The 15,483-nt window shown below is 63.1% G+C and carries 13 protein-coding genes and 2 pseudogenes; 9 read left to right on the top strand and 6 right to left on the bottom strand.

What is annotated here, in order from left to right:
* Nucleotides 1–95 precede the first annotated feature (95 nt).
* The 4 genes from CKW46_RS16345 (at nucleotide 96) to CKW46_RS16330 (ending at nucleotide 2,259) form a co-directional block, all read left to right on the top strand.
* The gene (locus CKW46_RS16345) at nucleotides 96–440 is read left to right on the top strand and encodes an LLM class flavin-dependent oxidoreductase (RefSeq protein ID WP_482052139.1); all 345 of its coding nucleotides are present in this window, start codon (nucleotides 96–98) and stop codon (nucleotides 438–440) included.
* 178 nt (nucleotides 441–618) lie between these two features.
* Nucleotides 619–849 carry a DUF167 domain-containing protein gene (locus CKW46_RS16340; protein ID WP_012394608.1) on the top strand — a complete coding sequence of 77 codons (231 nt, stop codon included), beginning with the start codon at nucleotides 619–621 and terminating at the stop codon, nucleotides 847–849.
* A 43-nt stretch (nucleotides 850–892) separates the two neighbouring features.
* The gene (locus tag CKW46_RS16335; protein WP_041299216.1) at nucleotides 893–1,243 is read left to right on the top strand and encodes a hypothetical protein; all 351 of its coding nucleotides are present in this window, start codon (nucleotides 893–895) and stop codon (nucleotides 1,241–1,243) included.
* Nucleotides 1,244–1,395: 152 nt separating this feature from the next.
* Nucleotides 1,396–2,259 (top strand): alpha/beta fold hydrolase, encoded by an 864-nt coding sequence (locus CKW46_RS16330; protein WP_117435403.1) that lies wholly within the window; start codon nucleotides 1,396–1,398, stop codon nucleotides 2,257–2,259.
* A 213-nt stretch (nucleotides 2,260–2,472) separates the two neighbouring features.
* Here CKW46_RS16330 and CKW46_RS16325 read toward each other — a convergent pair.
* Nucleotides 2,473–3,676 (bottom strand): annotated as a pseudogene (locus CKW46_RS16325) (ISAs1-like element IS2404/ISMul1 family transposase).
* 429 nt (nucleotides 3,677–4,105) lie between these two features.
* A pseudogene (locus tag CKW46_RS16320) lies at nucleotides 4,106–5,308 on the bottom strand (ISAs1-like element IS2404/ISMul1 family transposase).
* 116 nt (nucleotides 5,309–5,424) lie between these two features.
* Here CKW46_RS16320 and CKW46_RS16315 point away from each other — a divergent pair.
* A complete protein-coding gene (locus CKW46_RS16315) occupies nucleotides 5,425–7,167 on the top strand; it encodes a BCCT family transporter (RefSeq protein WP_482053428.1) in 1,743 nt (580 codons plus the stop codon).
* Between the two features lie 93 nt (nucleotides 7,168–7,260).
* Here CKW46_RS16315 and katG read toward each other — a convergent pair whose 3' ends face one another.
* Both katG and CKW46_RS16305 read right to left on the bottom strand, forming a co-directional pair.
* Complete coding sequence (gene katG, locus CKW46_RS16310) at nucleotides 7,261–9,492, bottom strand: catalase/peroxidase HPI (protein WP_036426551.1); 2,232 nt, start codon at nucleotides 9,490–9,492, stop codon at nucleotides 7,261–7,263.
* 36 nt (nucleotides 9,493–9,528) lie between these two features.
* Nucleotides 9,529–9,981, bottom strand: a complete 453-nt coding sequence (locus CKW46_RS16305) for a Fur family transcriptional regulator (protein ID WP_036426550.1) — start codon at nucleotides 9,979–9,981, stop codon at nucleotides 9,529–9,531.
* 329 nt (nucleotides 9,982–10,310) lie between these two features.
* Between CKW46_RS16305 and CKW46_RS16300 the strand changes: the two genes are divergently transcribed.
* Nucleotides 10,311–10,760 (top strand): nitroreductase family deazaflavin-dependent oxidoreductase, encoded by a 450-nt coding sequence (locus CKW46_RS16300; RefSeq protein WP_011740210.1) that lies wholly within the window; start codon nucleotides 10,311–10,313, stop codon nucleotides 10,758–10,760.
* A 221-nt stretch (nucleotides 10,761–10,981) separates the two neighbouring features.
* A complete protein-coding gene (locus CKW46_RS16295) occupies nucleotides 10,982–11,797 on the top strand; it encodes a DUF1906 domain-containing protein (RefSeq protein WP_482053427.1) in 816 nt (271 codons plus the stop codon).
* A 33-nt stretch (nucleotides 11,798–11,830) separates the two neighbouring features.
* Here the strand turns inward: CKW46_RS16295 and CKW46_RS16290 are convergent, their stop codons facing one another.
* Complete coding sequence (locus tag CKW46_RS16290) at nucleotides 11,831–12,685, bottom strand: sulfurtransferase (protein WP_015355787.1); 855 nt, start codon at nucleotides 12,683–12,685, stop codon at nucleotides 11,831–11,833.
* Nucleotides 12,686–12,818: 133 nt separating this feature from the next.
* On the bottom strand, nucleotides 12,819–13,514 hold the full coding sequence (locus tag CKW46_RS16285) for a DUF899 domain-containing protein (RefSeq protein WP_015355786.1): 696 nt from the start codon (nucleotides 13,512–13,514) through the stop codon (nucleotides 12,819–12,821).
* Between the two features lie 247 nt (nucleotides 13,515–13,761).
* Here CKW46_RS16285 and CKW46_RS16280 point away from each other — a divergent pair, with 247 nt between their 5' ends.
* Together CKW46_RS16280 and CKW46_RS16275 are read left to right on the top strand one after the other, a co-directional pair.
* Nucleotides 13,762–14,625, top strand: coding sequence for a cyclopropane mycolic acid synthase family methyltransferase (locus CKW46_RS16280; RefSeq protein ID WP_482053426.1), 864 nt, complete (start codon nucleotides 13,762–13,764; stop codon nucleotides 14,623–14,625).
* Nucleotides 14,626–15,158: 533 nt separating this feature from the next.
* A complete protein-coding gene (locus tag CKW46_RS16275; protein WP_117437160.1) occupies nucleotides 15,159–15,437 on the top strand; it encodes a hypothetical protein in 279 nt (92 codons plus the stop codon).
* Nucleotides 15,438–15,483 lie beyond the last annotated feature (46 nt).

Here is a 15,483-nt window from a genome sequence, read left to right as displayed (position 1 = left end):
CTTTGAAGAATTGGCCCCCACGCCATGCACCGCACTGCACTTTGATACTCAATGACCGCGCCGCACACACACCGCAACGGCCTAAATATCGCCGCATGCGGATATCGGTCGAGTTCCACCTGAGCTTCGAATACTCCGCACTGCAGCAGTTGCGGCAGGCCGCGGATCGCCCTAGCTTCGAAGGGATTTGGGACTGGGACCACTCTTGTGGGCCGGCGGAACTCGCCGAGCCGACGTTCGAGAGCTGGACGACGCTGGCCGCCATGGCAGCTGTTACCCAACGGACGAGGATCGACCCGCTGGTAACCGGTGTGATCTTTGGCCATCCGGCGATCCTGGCGAAAATGGCAGTGACCGTCGACCACATCTGCGTCGGTCGACTGCACGTCGGCATCGGCGCCGGGTGGCACGAGGCACCCGGCACTCGAGAACCAGGTTGACCGCCAACTTGCCCTGTTACCCGAGTTCAGCAGGCTTGGCTGCGAACACATGGTCCTGGCGTTCCGGCAGCCACCATCGCTAGGCCTACTCGAACGGTGCGCCGCCCTCGGTTGACCAGCATGGCCTTCGGGCGCGGATGACGCATCAGCGGTTGGCCGGTCGGTAGCCTCACCAAGCATGACCGACATCGTCGTCGTCCGGGTCAAGCCGGGTAGTCGCAAAGGCCCCCTGGTCGAGACGGGTTCCGATGCCGAGCTAACCATCTATGTACGCGAGCGGGCGGTCGACGGTAAGGCCAACGAAGCCGCAGCCCGGTTGCTCGCCGCCCACCTTCAACTGCCGAGAAGCCGAGTTGAATTGGTGGCGGGGGCCACGTCGCGGTTGAAGCGCTTCCGCGTCGAGCGCTGATCGCCTTCGGGGGTCCGCCCACGCCGGGGACCACCGCGTTCACATGGTGGCCAAGGCGTATCTGCCCCGTGATCTCGCCGCGACGGCGGACAACGATGCTCAGTTCATGCCAGCGCTTGCCGTCACCTCAGTGCTGGTCATGGCGGCACTTTGCATCGGCTACCTATGCGGCCGCCGGGCCGGCTCAACCCGCTCGGGCCGGATCAGGCGCAGGCGCAGGACGGCACTGGCTGGCATGGCGTTCACGGTCATTGCGCTGGTTGTTGTCCGCCGCGCCCGGCGCAGCTTGCGGCGCCGACGCAATTCCATTTCCATACAGGTAGCGAAACATGTTGCTCCGCTGGGGTTTTGGGAAGCGCCGACGCGCGCCCTCAAACAACTGCGCGGCTGCTAGCCCGCCCGAGCGCTCGACGCCGGAGCTTGGGCACCAATCCCGGGATGTGACACCCGCCCTAGCGCGACCTCAATTCAGCGGGATTGGTTATCCCCGTACGGCAGAACACACGTCAGTCCTACCCCCATTACCCGTCGACATAGGATGTTCCTATGGGGCGGTACGTTGAAAATCTGGGCGTCAGAATCTGGACGCAGAGTTTTGGGAGCCGTGCCGACAGGGCAATCCTTCTCATATCCGGCGCGATGGCTCCAGCTATCTTCTGGAACAGCAACTTCTGCGAGCGTCTCGCCGATCTAGGATATTTTGTCTTACGCTTCGACAGCCGTGACATCGGTGATTCAACGCATTTCCCCCCGGCAAGGGATGTCGACGCTGATCCGCCATACACCATCGATGAAATGGTTGACGATGTTCGAGCCATACTAGCCGACCATGATCTGAATACCGTTGTACTCATCGGACATTCACTCGGCAGCACCGTGGCTCAACTGTTCGCGGTCAAATACCCGGAACGGGTCGAGAAGCTGTTCTTGATGTCATCGCCGATAATCGCCACGGGTAACAACATATACGCCGAGACGGATAGCGAGACGCTCGCCGCCATTTGGCAAGTGCTGATGTCCAACAAGATGTACCCAGATTACAAACGTGGCAAAGAAGAATTTTTCAAAGTCTGGCGATACCTCAACGGCAGCTTTGAATTGGACACCGACTTAGCCGATGAATACACCAAGCGCCTCTATGAAACGGAAGTCATCGAGCCAGCATATAATCACACCAAGGTTCAGGTGGGCATCGACGACACCTGGACCGAGCTAAGCGAACTCGAAATCCCGATACACTTCATTTACGGCGAAAAGGACCAGTTGGCGTCGAACGTCGGGAATATACAGATCCTGGCCAACTCCCTGCCGAACGCTCATCTGACCGTTCTCAAAGGTGCCGGCCACATGTACTTCCATAGACGCATATGGCAGCAAATACTGTCGGTCCTCACCGAGGCCCTGGCCTAATACCGTTCGGCCCCGTCCCGTATCACCTGCCCTTTCGTTGCGACGACCAGGTGATATCGCGCGGCGACACCGGCAGTATCGATTGCGTTGCAAAACCACTCGGGGGTGTGATAGCCGCATCGGTAATTTCACCTGCACCCGACAACCTCCGGCCATCTCGGTAATATCAGCCCGGCAGAGTTCAAACTCTGAACAGGGCTCCGGCGTTGTTGATTAGCAGGCTTGTGAGCTGGGGAATTGTGGATTGAGGAGGTCTAGGCGGCGGTTGGCGGTCAAAGCGGTGATCCGGCAGGCTTCGGCGATGTTGTCGGCGCCGTTGAGGCGGTGCAGATTGATCGCGGTGTTGCGTAGCGTTGCTAGGACCTGTGCGCCGTTTCCGGTATGTGCCCTTTGACGGTCTTCGTCGAAGGTGACGTCGCGTATCCAGTGCAGGCTGTTCTCGATTCCCCAGTGTTGACGCATCCAGGTCATGATCGCGGTAGGGCGGGCGTGCTCGAACGGCAGGCTGCAGATGGCATAGACCACCTCCACGCTGCGCTGGTCGGTGGCGGTGATCAAGCGTTCACGAGTGATCCGGATGATTTGTTTTGCGTAGGGGAAGCCGATTCCTCGTGCAGCGGTGATGATTTGCAGGGTGCGGGTCTCGACACGGCCGTGGCCGCGGGAGTCATCGGTAGCGGCTGCGGGCACCTCGGCCCAGGGCAGCGCGGTGATACGCGCAAGTATTTTGGCTTGGTTGGACTTGACGATCATCAGGTAGTGCGACTTCAAGGTGGCGCAGATCAACTTCGCGGTGACGACCTGGGTATGCATCGCATCCACGGTGACCAGCCACCGCAAGCTACCCGGCAGCAGCGTGAGCAGGGCACGTACGCAGGGAATTTCATTGCTTTTCTCGGCGACAGCGAGTTGACCGAGCACCAATCGGGCACGGTGGGCGAACACCGACACGAGATGCGTGGCTGTCGCTTTGGCGCGTAAAGGCACCACGCAGCATCTTGCCGTCCAACGCGATCGGCACCAATCCACTGGGGTCGCTGCTGGCCACGTGTGCAGTGAAGTAACTGCCCATCCTGGCGTTGAGGTCGGCGGGGTCTAGCCGAGACAAAACAGCGCGGAAGGTCTTCTCACTGGGCCGCCGGAACCGGACCCCTAATTAGGCCAACACATCATCGGGAGCGGTGGCCGCCCATGTGGCAAAACCAGCATAGCCGCGCATCCCCGCGGCAGTGGCCAGAACCGCGATCGCCAACAAAGCCATCAGCGAATACCTCCGACCGCGTGGGTCCCTCGGGTCTGGCACCGAGGCCAACACATCGAGAAACTCCGATCCGATGAGCTCGCTGCGCTCACCAGGACTCCAGCGGTCGAACACCTCTGGAACCGACGACACAGGCAATACTGAAACGGTAGGCACGGGCAACTCCAGACCAACGACGAACAGTAACCAACTCGATCGTTCTCCAGATAGCCCGTGCCTACACTCAGGCCCCAATAGCGCGGCACCAAAGATCATCAACCCAGCTCACAAGCCTGCTAATCAACAACGCCGGAGCCCTGAAACTCTGAAGGTTCACCAAGAGGGTCTCCCTACTCGCGTGGCCGCTCGAACGGCGGTGACAGATCAGGCTCGCGAGCTCCGGCCGGAGGCCACTCGACACGCACGTTCGTCACGGTCGTTCGCGTTAGCCGCGAAGCGACGTCGGTGACCAGGACGTGCCTAGAAGGGAGTGTGATGGCGTTGCCCGACCTGCCCGATAGCGATCCGGGTCGCCCGAATGTGGTTGCCGAGGCTTGGCGAAGTATCAAACCCTCGGTCTTCGTTCCAGGGCTCCGGCGTTGTTGATTAGCAGGCTTGTGAGCTGGGGAATTGTGGATTGAGGAGGTCTAGGCGGCGGTTGGCGGTCAAAGCGGTGATCCGGCAGGCTTCGGCGATGTTGTCGGCGCCGTTGAGGCGGTGCAGATTGATCGCGGTGTTGCGTAGCGTTGCTAGGACCTGTGCGCCGTTTCCGGTATGTGCCCTTTGACGGTCTTCGTCGAAGGTGACGTCGCGTATCCAGTGCAGGCTGTTCTCGATTCCCCAGTGTTGACGCATCCAGGTCATGATCGCGGTAGGGCGGGCGTGCTCGAACGGCAGGCTGCAGATGGCATAGACCACCTCCACGCTGCGCTGGTCGGTGGCGGTGATCAAGCGTTCACGAGTGATCCGGATGATTTGTTTTGCGTAGGGGAAGCCGATTCCTCGTGCAGCGGTGATGATTTGCAGGGTGCGGGTCTCGACACGGCCGTGGCCGCGGGAGTCGTCGGTAGCGGCTGTGGGCACCTCGGCCCAGGGCAGCGCGGTGATACGCGCAAGTATTTTGGCTTGGTTGGACTTGACGATCATCAGGTAGTGCGACTTCAAGGTGGCGCAGATCAACTTCGCGGTGACGACCTGGGTATGCATCGCATCCACGGTGACCAGCCACCGCAAGCTACCCGGCAGCAGCGTGAGCAGGGCACGTACGCAGGGAATTTCATTGCTTTTCTCGGCGACAGCGAGTTGACCGAGCACCAATCGGGCACGGTGGGCGAACACCGACACGAGATGCGTGGCTGTCGCTTTGGCGCGTAAAGCACCACGCAGCATCTTGCCGTCCAACGCGATCGGCACCAATCCACTGGGGTCGCTGCTGGCCACGTGTGCAGTGAAGTAACTGCCCATCCTGGCGTTGAGGTCGGCGGGGTCTAGCCGAGACAAAACAGCGCGGAAGGTCTTCTCACTGGGCCGCCGGAACCGGACCCCTAATTAGGCCAACACATCATCGGGAGCGGTGGCCGCCCATGTGGCAAAACCAGCATAGCCGCGCATCCCCGCGGCAGTGGCCAGAACCGCGATCGCCAACAAAGCCATCAGCGAATACCTCCGACCGCGTGGGTCCCTCGGGTCCGGCACCGAGGCCAACACATCGAGAAACTCCGATCCGATGAGCTCGCTGCGCTCACCAGGACTCCAGCGGTCGAACACCTCTGGAACCGACGACACAGGCAATACTGAAACGGTAGGCACGGGCAACTCCAGACCAACGACGAACAGTAACCAACTCGATCGTTCTCCAGATAGCCCGTGCCTACACTCCGGCCCCAATAGCGCGGCACCAAAGATCATCAACCCAGCTCACAAGCCTGCTAATCAACAACGCCGGAGCCCTGGTCTTCGTTCCGGCGTCATTGGTGATCGTGACCATGATCGTTGTTTTAGTCGTCTACGCGCAGACCGCCGCCAATGCATTCGTGAAGCTCAACGCCGCAATCACCGCTGGGGTCGGGTGGTGGTACATCCTGGTCGCCACGGCTTTTGTCGTGTTCGCGCTCTACTGCGGTATCTCGCAGATCGGCACCATCCGGCTCGGCAGCGACGACGAGGTACCCGAGTACGGCTTTTGGGCATGGCTGGCGATGCTGTTCAGCGCGGGTATGGGCATCGGTTTGGTGTTCTACGGTGTGGCCGAGCCGCTCAGCCACTACGCCCATCCACCTCAGTCCCGCGGCGTGCCCGCACTCACCGATGCGGCGGCCAACCAGGCGATGGCACTGACCCTGTTCCACTGGGATCTGCACGCGTGGGCGATCTACGTGGTGGTTGGCCTCGGCATGGCCTACATGACCTATCGGCGGGGACGCCCCTTGTCGGTGCGGTGGCTGCTGGAGCCGGTCTTGGGGCGGCGCCGAGTCGAAGGCGTGCTGGGACACGCGGTCGATGTCGTTGCCATCGTGGGAACACTGTTCGGTGTCGCCACATCACTGGGCTTTGGCATCACCCAGATTGCCTCCGGCCTGGAGTATCTCGGCTGGATCAAGACGAACAACTGGTGGATCATCGCCATGATCGGCGCGATCACCGCCGCCGCGACGGCATCGGTGGTCAGCGGTGTCAGCAAGGGTTTGAAGTGGCTGTCAAACATCAACATGGCATTGGCGGCCCTATTGGCCCTGTTCGTGCTGTTACTCGGACCGACACTTTTCTTGCTGCAGTCGTGGGTGCAGAACTTGGGCGGCTACGCCCAGTCCCTGCCACAGTTCATGCTGCGCACCGCGCCGTTCTCGCACGACAGCTGGCTCGGCAACTGGACCATTTTCTACTGGGGCTGGTGGATCAGCTGGGCGTCGTTTGTCGGGATGTTCATCGCGCGGATATCGCGCGGGCGCACGATCCGAGAGTTCATTGGAGCGGTGCTGCTGGTACCCACCGTGATTGCCTCGCTGTGGTTCACCATCTTTGGTGACGCCGCGCTGTTGCGCCAGCGAAACGACGGCGACATGCTGGTCAACGGCGCCGTGGACACCAACACGTCGCTGTTCCGATTGCTCGGCGATCTGCCCATCGGCGTCATCACCAGCGTTCTTGCGGTGCTAGTGATCGTGTTCTTCTTCATCACGTCGTCGGACTCGGGTTCGCTCGTGATCGACATCTTGTCCGCGGGTGGCGAGCTGGATCCGCCCAAGCTGACCGGGGTGTACTGGGCGGTGCTCGAGGGGACCGCCGCCGCGATATTGCTGCTGGTTGGCGGCTCCGGGTCGCTGACCGCGTTGCAGACCGCTTCCATTGCCACCGCCCTGCCGTTCTCCATCGTCATGGTGGTGGCGTGTTACGCCATGCTAAAAGCGTTCCGCTTCGATCTACTCACCACGCCCAGGCTGCTGCATGTCACCGTGCCCGACGTGGTATCGGACGGCAACCGGCAGCGCCGCGACATCTCCGCGACCCTGGCCGGGCTTATCGCGGTTCGCGACGTCGATAGCGGTACCTGCAGCGTGCACCCCGACACCGGCGCGCTAACCGTCATAACTCCACCAGATCCGTTGGGCGGGCACATGTTTGACACCAGCGAGCAAGACGGCCAAAGAAATCCAACATCGTCGGCGTAGGCCGCGAAGCCAACCGGCCGACGCCGCCCCTCGCAGTGGCCCCGCGAGCTATTGGTTCACGGGGGTCACTACGAGTCAGCAATCGATACCGGACTACTCGAGATCGAACCGGTCGTTGTTCATGACCTTGGCCCACGCCGCGGCGAAGTCCTCAGCGAACTTCTGCTTGGCGTCGCTTTGGGCATAGACCTCGGCCAGTGCGCGCAGCACCGAGTTCGAACCGAACACCAGATCGTTGGCGGTGGCCGTCCACTTGAGCTGCCCCGAGGAGCGGTCGCACCCTTCGTAGACGTTCTCCGCCGCGTCCGAGGCCTTCCACTCCGTGCCCATATCGAGCAGGTTCACGAAGAAATCATTGGACAGCACGCCCGGCTTGTCGGTGAACACGCCATGCTTGGAGCCGCCGTGATTGGCGCCCAGCGCACGCAACCCACCAACCAGCACCGTCATCTCCGGAGCCGTCACCCCGAGCCGATACGCCCGTTCGATCAGCAGGTGCTCCAGCGGAGCCTTCTCACCGACCCGGACATAGTTGCGGAATCCGTCCGCGCGCGGTTCGAGCACCGCGAACGACTCCACGTCGGTGTTCTCCTGCGATGCGTCGGTGCGCCCGGGGGAGAACGGCACCGAGACCTCGTGACCGCCATCCTTGGCCGCCTTCTCGACCGCTGCCGAGCCAGCCAACACGATCAGGTCGGCAAGCGAAATCTTCTTGCCGCCGGCCGCCGAGCTGTTGAAGTCCTGCTGGATTCCCTCCAGCACAGACAGCACCTGGTCGAGGTCTGCGGGCTCGTTGGATTCCCAGCTCTTCTGCGGTTCCAGACGCAACCGCCCTCCATTGGCACCGCCGCGCTTGTCGGTGCGCCGGAAGCTGCTCGCCGCCGACCATGCCGTCTTGACCAGCTGCGCAACCGTCAGGCCGGACGCGAGCACCTTGCTCTTCAGCGCCGCAACGTCCTTGGCGTCAACCAGCTCGTGGTCAACGTCGGGCACCGGGTCTTGCCAGAGCTGCGGCTCGGCAACCCAGGGTCCGAGGTAGCGGCTGACCGGTCCCATGTCCCGGTGCAACAGCTTGTACCAGGCCTTGGCGAACGCCTCGGTCAGCTCCTCCGGATGTTCCAGCCAGCGCTGGGTGATCCGCCGATAGATCGGGTCCTCGCGCATCGATATGTCGGTGACCAGCATCGTCGGGGCGCGCCCCGGCCCGCCGAACGGATCGGGGATCGTGCCTGCGCCGGCACCATCCTTGGCCGTGAACTGCCACGCGCCGGCCGGACTCTTGGTGAGCTCCCACTCGTAGCCGTAGAGCAGCTCCAGGAATCCGTTACCCCACTGGGTGGGGGTCGGGGTCCAGACCACTTCGAGACCGCTGGTGATCGCGTCCTTGCCCTTGCCGCTACCAAACGAGCTCTTCCAGCCAAACCCCTGCTGTTCGATCGGGGCGGCCTCCGGCTCGGGACCGACCAGGTCGGCGTCGCCGGCACCGTGGGTCTTGCCGAAGCTGTGGCCGCCGACGATCAGTGCGGCGGTCTCCTCGTCGTTCATCGCCATGCGGGCGAAGGTTTCCCGAATGTCGTGCGCGGCGGCAACCGGATCGGGCTTGCCCTCGGGCCCCTCGGGGTTGACGTAGATCAAACCCATGGTGGTCGCGCCGTAGGGTTGGGCGAGGTCGCGCTTGCCCGAGTAGCGCTTATCGGTGCCCAGCCAGACGTCCTCTTCGCCCCACATGACCTCTTCGGGCTGCCAGACGTCCTCACGACCGAACCCAAAGCCGAAGGTCTTGAATCCCATCGAATCCAAGGCACAGTTCCCGGCGAAGATAATCAGGTCCGCCCAGGAGATCTTGCTGCCGTACTTCTGCTTGACCGGCCACAGCAGTCGGCGTGCCTTGTCCAGGCTGACGTTGTCCGGCCAGCTGTTGAGCGGAGCGAATCGCTGCATGCCCTGGCCACCGCCGCCGCGACCATCTTGGATGCGGTAGGTACCGGCGGCGTGCCAGCTCATCCGGATGAACAGGCCACCGTAGTGGCCATAGTCGGCGGGCCACCAGTCCTGCGAGGTGGTCATCACCGACATGACGTCGGCCTTGAGCGCATCGACGTCGAGCTTGGCGAACTCTTTCGGGTAGTCGAAATCAGCACCGAGCGGGCTGGCCTGAGACGGGTGCGGGTGCAGCATCGACACGTCGATCTGGTTGGGCCACCAGTCCCGGTTGGTCATCGGCGCGTGATCCTGCGGGGTGGGGGAGGAGATTGCGGGGCTTTCGCTTTCGCTATTGCTCTGGGTCGAGGTGTCGGGTTGAGGTGGGCGGCTATCGGATGACACAGCATTCCTTCCAGGGGTGGGTGAATCGGGCTGCGATCACGGCTGTGACCGGGGCATTGCGGTTGAACAATCGGGGCACATGCCCCAAAAAATGACTTCGGCCTCGTCGACAACGAAGCCATCCAGCACATTGCTGTCGTCCGAGGGGGCCAGACACGGAGCCTCACCGACGGCACAATCGATGTCGGCAATCGCTCCGCAGGATCGGCAGACGACATGGTGGTGGTTATCGCCGACGCGGGATTCATAGCGGGCGACCGATCCCGACGGCTGGATGCGACGGACCAGGCCCACCGAGGTAAGTGCGCCGAGCACGTCATATACGGCCTGCCGGGACACGTCGGGCAGGATTTCGCGAACCGCCGAGTAGATCGTTTCGGTGTCGGCGTGTGGGTGATCGCCCACGGCCTCGAGCACAGCAAGCCTCGGCCGGGTGACGCGCAGATCGGCCATACGCAGCTTCTCTGTGTAGTCCGCCGTTGACCCCACTTCGCCACTATGACTCGCTATCTTGAATCGGTCAAGAGTTTCCGCTCGCCATCAACGCACAATTGGGCCGGCGCGCTCAGCCCCTTGCTCCGACACCTTCGGGCCCGCATCACATCGCGCCCTGCGACGGTCGCGCCCGCGGCCGTTTGCCAGTTGAAAAAGATTGTACAACAAGCACACTCAGACACCGGTGCCGCCACGCGGTCGCGCGCCGGCAGGGTTGACGACAACACCGTCAAGCCACTCCGAACACCGGCCATCTATCAGGTAGATTGATATCAGACACCCTGATATAGCTGGGGCCGCAATGTTCAGAGATGGGATCTGAAATGTCCAATCCGAAGCCACCGGCTTGGCTCAAGCCGATGAACAAAGCCATGGTGACCCTGCAGAAGATCGGCGTCGTCGCGGGCCCGGTACGGGTACTCACCGTGACCGGCCGCAAGACGGGGCTGCCGCGCAGCACCCCGGCAACCCCGTTCGTACTCGATGACTGCGTGTATGTGGTCGGCGGATATCCAGGTGCGGACTGGGTGCGCAACGCTCGCGCGGCCGGCAGCGGAACCGTTACCCGGGGACGCAAGAAGCAACAGGTGGTCTTCACCGAACTCACCGCAGCCCAGGCGGTTCCCGTGCTGGCCGCGTTTCCGCACAAAGTTCCTCGGGGCGTCGGCTTCTTCAAGCGCTCCGGCTTGGTGCGGCAAGGAACGGCCGAAGAGTTTGCCGCACTGGCCGGGCAGTGCGCCGTCTTCCGGCTCGACCCCACCGCGCAGAACTAGCCCGATCCACGAGCCTCGTCGCCGCCACCGTGGTGCCGGCTTCGGGCGATGTCGACCAAGATCCGCCCGGAAGTCCGCGCAGCGGGTCTCGCTTCCCGTACGAAATATTCTGGACTGATTAACCTTTCGATCCAGTTCGACTGCCCCGGCAAATGCACCCGAACGGAATGCGGTCGCCGCGGCACGACACCGAGGGAACCGGAATTTGGTACCATCGCGCGGTGCACAAGCCGGCTGCACCGAGTAGCCGCATCGGAGCGCAATCGGTGTCCCGGCGCGACGTCCTCAAGGTCTGCAAGTTTGCCTTGGCACCGGCTTTGTTCGGCCTCGGGACACTCGCCGAAAGCGTCGACGCACCCCGGGCCGGCGCCACCAGCGTGAGGTTGATCGACTTTGCCAAGCAGCGCATCTCACCAGAGCTGATCAGGTCGGCAAGCTATGACGGCGTCGTGAACTACGTATCCGAATCGCGCCCGGGAGCGACCTTCCAAGCAAAACCCATCACCCGCGAATACGCCGACGAATTGCGAGCGGCGGACCTGCACATCGTCAGCAACTACCAGTACGGCAAGCCCGGTGGCTCAGCGCCGTCGGATTTCACCCGCGGCCGTTCCGGTGGTGTGCAAGACGCCCAGACTGCCCTACGCCTGCACAGCGCGGCAGGGGGCACAGCGTCGGCCCCGATCTTCTTCAGTGTCGATGAAGACATCGACCCGCACACCTGGGACACCGCTGCCGTGGAGTGGTTCCGGGGAATCAACTCGGTACTCGGCGTCGAGCGCACCGGTATCTATGGACATTCCCGGGCCTGCGCGTGGGCGGTCAGAGACGGGGTGATCGGAAGCTCGACCACGCCGGAGCATCGGTGGGCATGGCAGACCAGGTCCTGGTCGCATGGTCAGCGCGAGCCCGCCGCGGTGCTGTATCAAGAGGTCGTCAACAGTCCCACACACCCAAGTCCGCTGTTAGGCGAGATACGTGTGGACGTGAACGAGGTCCTCGCCGCCGACTTCGGGCAGTGGGATCTGGCGCGGTGATCGGCTAGCGGAACCTGCGGGGTGGCCGTGGGTTCATTCGGTGCTGCGTTCCACGGGACGATTGGGATCCGAACACCACTCCGACCATGAACCCGGGTACAGCGCCGCGTCGCCGCCCGCGGCGACCAAGGCCGCCACGGTGACTGCGGCGGTGATGCCCGAGCCGCAGTAGGCGCCCATGGCGCCGTCCCGATCAATGCCACATCCGGACAGGAGTTCGTCGAGCGCGCCGGTGTCCACAAACGTTCCGTCCGCGGTCAGGACGGCGCCGCTGGGAAGGTTCTTCGCGCCGGGAATGTGGCCGCCGACCGGGTCGATCGGCTCGACATCACCACGGAAGCGCTCGGGCGCGCGGGCATCGAGCAGTGTCGTGACTCCTGCGCCAACTTGGCTCGCCGTCAATGTCGGACGGCTTCCGACGTACAAATCCTCATGCAGCACAGACACATTGCCGGCGCGGGGGTGAACGGCTCCCGTCTGCAAGTGCCCACCGGCGCGGCGCCACGCGCCCAGACCTCCATCCAGGATGCGCACATTCGCTACCCCTGCCGTGGTCAACAGCCACCATGCTCGGGCCGAACCGGTCCGGTTCCAGTCGTCGTAGACCACGACCAATTCGTCCTGCTGCACTCCCCATCGGCGCGCGGCGATCTCGAGATTGCGCCCCGACGGTAGCGGGTGCCGGCCGCGCCCGGCGACGGTGTGGTCGCTGAGTTCCGCCTCGAGCGACACATACACCGCTCCCGGTAGGTGGCCGCGCAGGTAGGACGGGTGCCCGTCGGGTTCGCCGAGCTGCCATCGCACGTCCAATATCGTCACCGGCAAGCCGGCCCGGATGTGGTCGGTCAACTCAGCCACAGAGATCAGCACCTGCCCTCTAGCCTGCACCTGTCCACCTCTTCTTCAGGAGTCTTCTGCGAGCTGGCGACACGCACCGATGAGCCTACGGATACCTCCCGAGTACCCGTCGCCGGTGCGACGAACGCACCGCGACGGCCTTTCCCGGCCCCGCGACCAGTGGCTAGGGGCCAGCAGTGTCGCCGGGGCCGTAGGCCAAGGCGATCTCGCGTGAGCCCAGCCAGCCCGAGTAGGTCGGTCGGGACGGCCATCCGGCGGGCGAATCCTGCCATTGCTCCTGGCGCCCCCACGGCAGCAGGTCGATCAGCCCAAACATGTAGCTGAGTTGCTCGGTGCCTCGACCGGTCGTATGCCAAGTGCGGTAGACGGTGTCACCATCACGCAGTAACACATTGACCGCAAAGCCTCCGCCGGCCGGCGCATCCAGGTCAGCGGCGAACGAGCTCTCCGAGGACGAATACCACGGCATCCTGTTGCCCACCTTGTGCTTGTAGGCGAGCGCGTCGTTGATCGGCCCGGTCGTGACGATCACAAAACGCGCGTCATAGTGAGCCAGGAACTCCAGCCGGGTGAACTGCGACGTGAAGCCGGTACACCCGCCGCACTGCCACTCGGCGCCATCGGTCCACATGTGGTGGTAGACGATCAGCTGCGCGCGGCCATCGAACACATCGACCAGCCGGACCGGCCCGTCCGCACCGATCAGCGTGTAGTCGGCCAGCCGCACCATCGGCAACCGGCGCCGCTGCGCGGCAATCGCATCCAGTTCGCGAGTGGCAGCCTTCTCGCGCTCGCGCAGCTCGCCGAGCGCGGCGCGCCAGGTCAGGTGATCAACGCTTGCTGGCAGGGCCTTTGCCATGGAATCCGCCTTTGAGGTCGATGTTTGGTGATCACTTGTTATGACCGCCGCGGCGGCCGGAAGTCATCGCGCCAGGGCCGTCGATGCCCCTACGGTGGCCTTTCACCGCGCGGTTCTGACGGATAAGTGCAGGCCAGCACCGCATCGGAGGTGGCAGTGTTTGCCGTTCTCGGCTGGCGGGAAACCCTGCAGGGGTTGGGGGACGGGAAATCTTGGGGGGCCGGTGGGCCCGGAAAGGCACACAACCATGGCTCAACGGCTGGTACCGCATTTCGACGACGTCCAGGCGCATTACGACCTATCCGACGATTTCTTCCGGCTATTTCTGGACCCCACCCAGACCTACAGCTGCGCCTACTTCGAGCGCGACGACATGACACTGGAAGAGGCACAGATCGCCAAGATCGACCTGGCGCTGGGCAAACTGGGCTTGGAGCCCGGCATGACACTGCTCGATATCGGCTGCGGCTGGGGCGCCACCATGCGCCGCTCGATCGAGAAACACGACGTCAACGTCGTCGGCCTCACCCTGTCCAACAACCAGGCCGCCCACGTGCAGAAATCGTTCGACCAGCTGGACACCGCACGCACCCGGCGGGTGCTGCTGAAGGGCTGGGAGCAGTTCGACGAGCCCGTCGACCGCATCGTCTCGATCGGCGCGTTCGAACACTTCGGTCACGACCGCTACGACGACTTCTTTGCGATGGCGCATCGGGTCTTACCGCGCGGCGGGGTGATGCTGCTGCACACGATCACCGGCTTAACCCGAGAGCAGATCAGCGATCGGGGAATACCGATCTCGATTGACATGATCCGATTCGTCAAATTCATTGTGACCGAGATCTTCCCGGGCGGCCGGTTGCCGTCGATCGACATGGTGCAGCAGCACGCGGGCAGGGCGGGCTTCACGCTGACCCGTCGCCAGTCGCTGCAGCCGCACTATGCCAGAACCCTGGCTCTGTGGGCCCAAGCCCTGTACGCCTACCGGGACGAGGCCATCGAGATTCAATCCGAAGAAGTCTATGAGCGCTACCTGAAATACCTGACCGGCTGCGCAGATGCCTTCCGCCGCGGTCACATTGACGTCAATCAGTTCACCCTGCAGAACTAGCCCGCGATCGGCGTTCCGGGCGCTGCATCTTCTCGAGGTCGGCGCGCCATCGCAGCTTGGACTACAACGACACGGTCAACGAACGGCCACAATTCATCACGATTTGCACACCGCACTGGCATCGCCTGACCACGGGTGCGACGGTGTTGCGGTGAGTGTTGACGTCGGCCGTTTCGAGCACGGCTCCCGCACCCAGTGGATGGACGCCCCGCCCCGGCGGTGTAAGCGTGGCCACTGGCTGCTTCCGGGGCACATGATCGTTGCGGTCATCCGATGCTCGTGTGGTCGGCACACCTGCTGGGAATGCGAATGCGGCGCTACCACGTATCGACCGGCGCTGACCCACTCTTGCACCATTGTCCGGGACGTGCATGCACCGCTAGATCCTTCTCAACTGGTCAGCTGAGGCAGTCTCCGAACCCGCACCGCGGCGCCGACGCCAGTAGCTTGCTAGGGATTAGTCGAACCGAGCGTTTGCGACTGCGGCGTTTGGTCTATATATAACGCATACCCCGAATTGAGGAAGGGCGACAATGCGGCTCATTGTGCCAACCACCGTAGCGACCGCAGCGCTGCTGTTCACCGGATGCTCTGCCTCCGAGATCGTCAACACCGGCGGTGACACCAAGTGCGAGGACTTCACCACGCAAGACGAGAAGAAACAGAGCGAAGAAGTCGGCAAGATGCTCAAGGACAAGAGCGGCAAAGACCCGACGAACCTCGAGATCTCGGCCACTCGTCTGTCCGCAATGACTTACTGCCAAACGTTGGGCAAGCCCGACACCAAGATCTCCGAAGCGCCACACGGCTAGCACCATCTTCGCCGGACGCCTGTCCAGGACGGGACGTATTGGCTAT

The organism is Mycobacterium liflandii (assembly GCF_022354805.1).
GTDB classification, from domain to species: domain Bacteria; phylum Actinomycetota; class Actinomycetes; order Mycobacteriales; family Mycobacteriaceae; genus Mycobacterium; species Mycobacterium marinum.
This window is presented reverse-complemented; position numbering and strand designations above follow the sequence as displayed.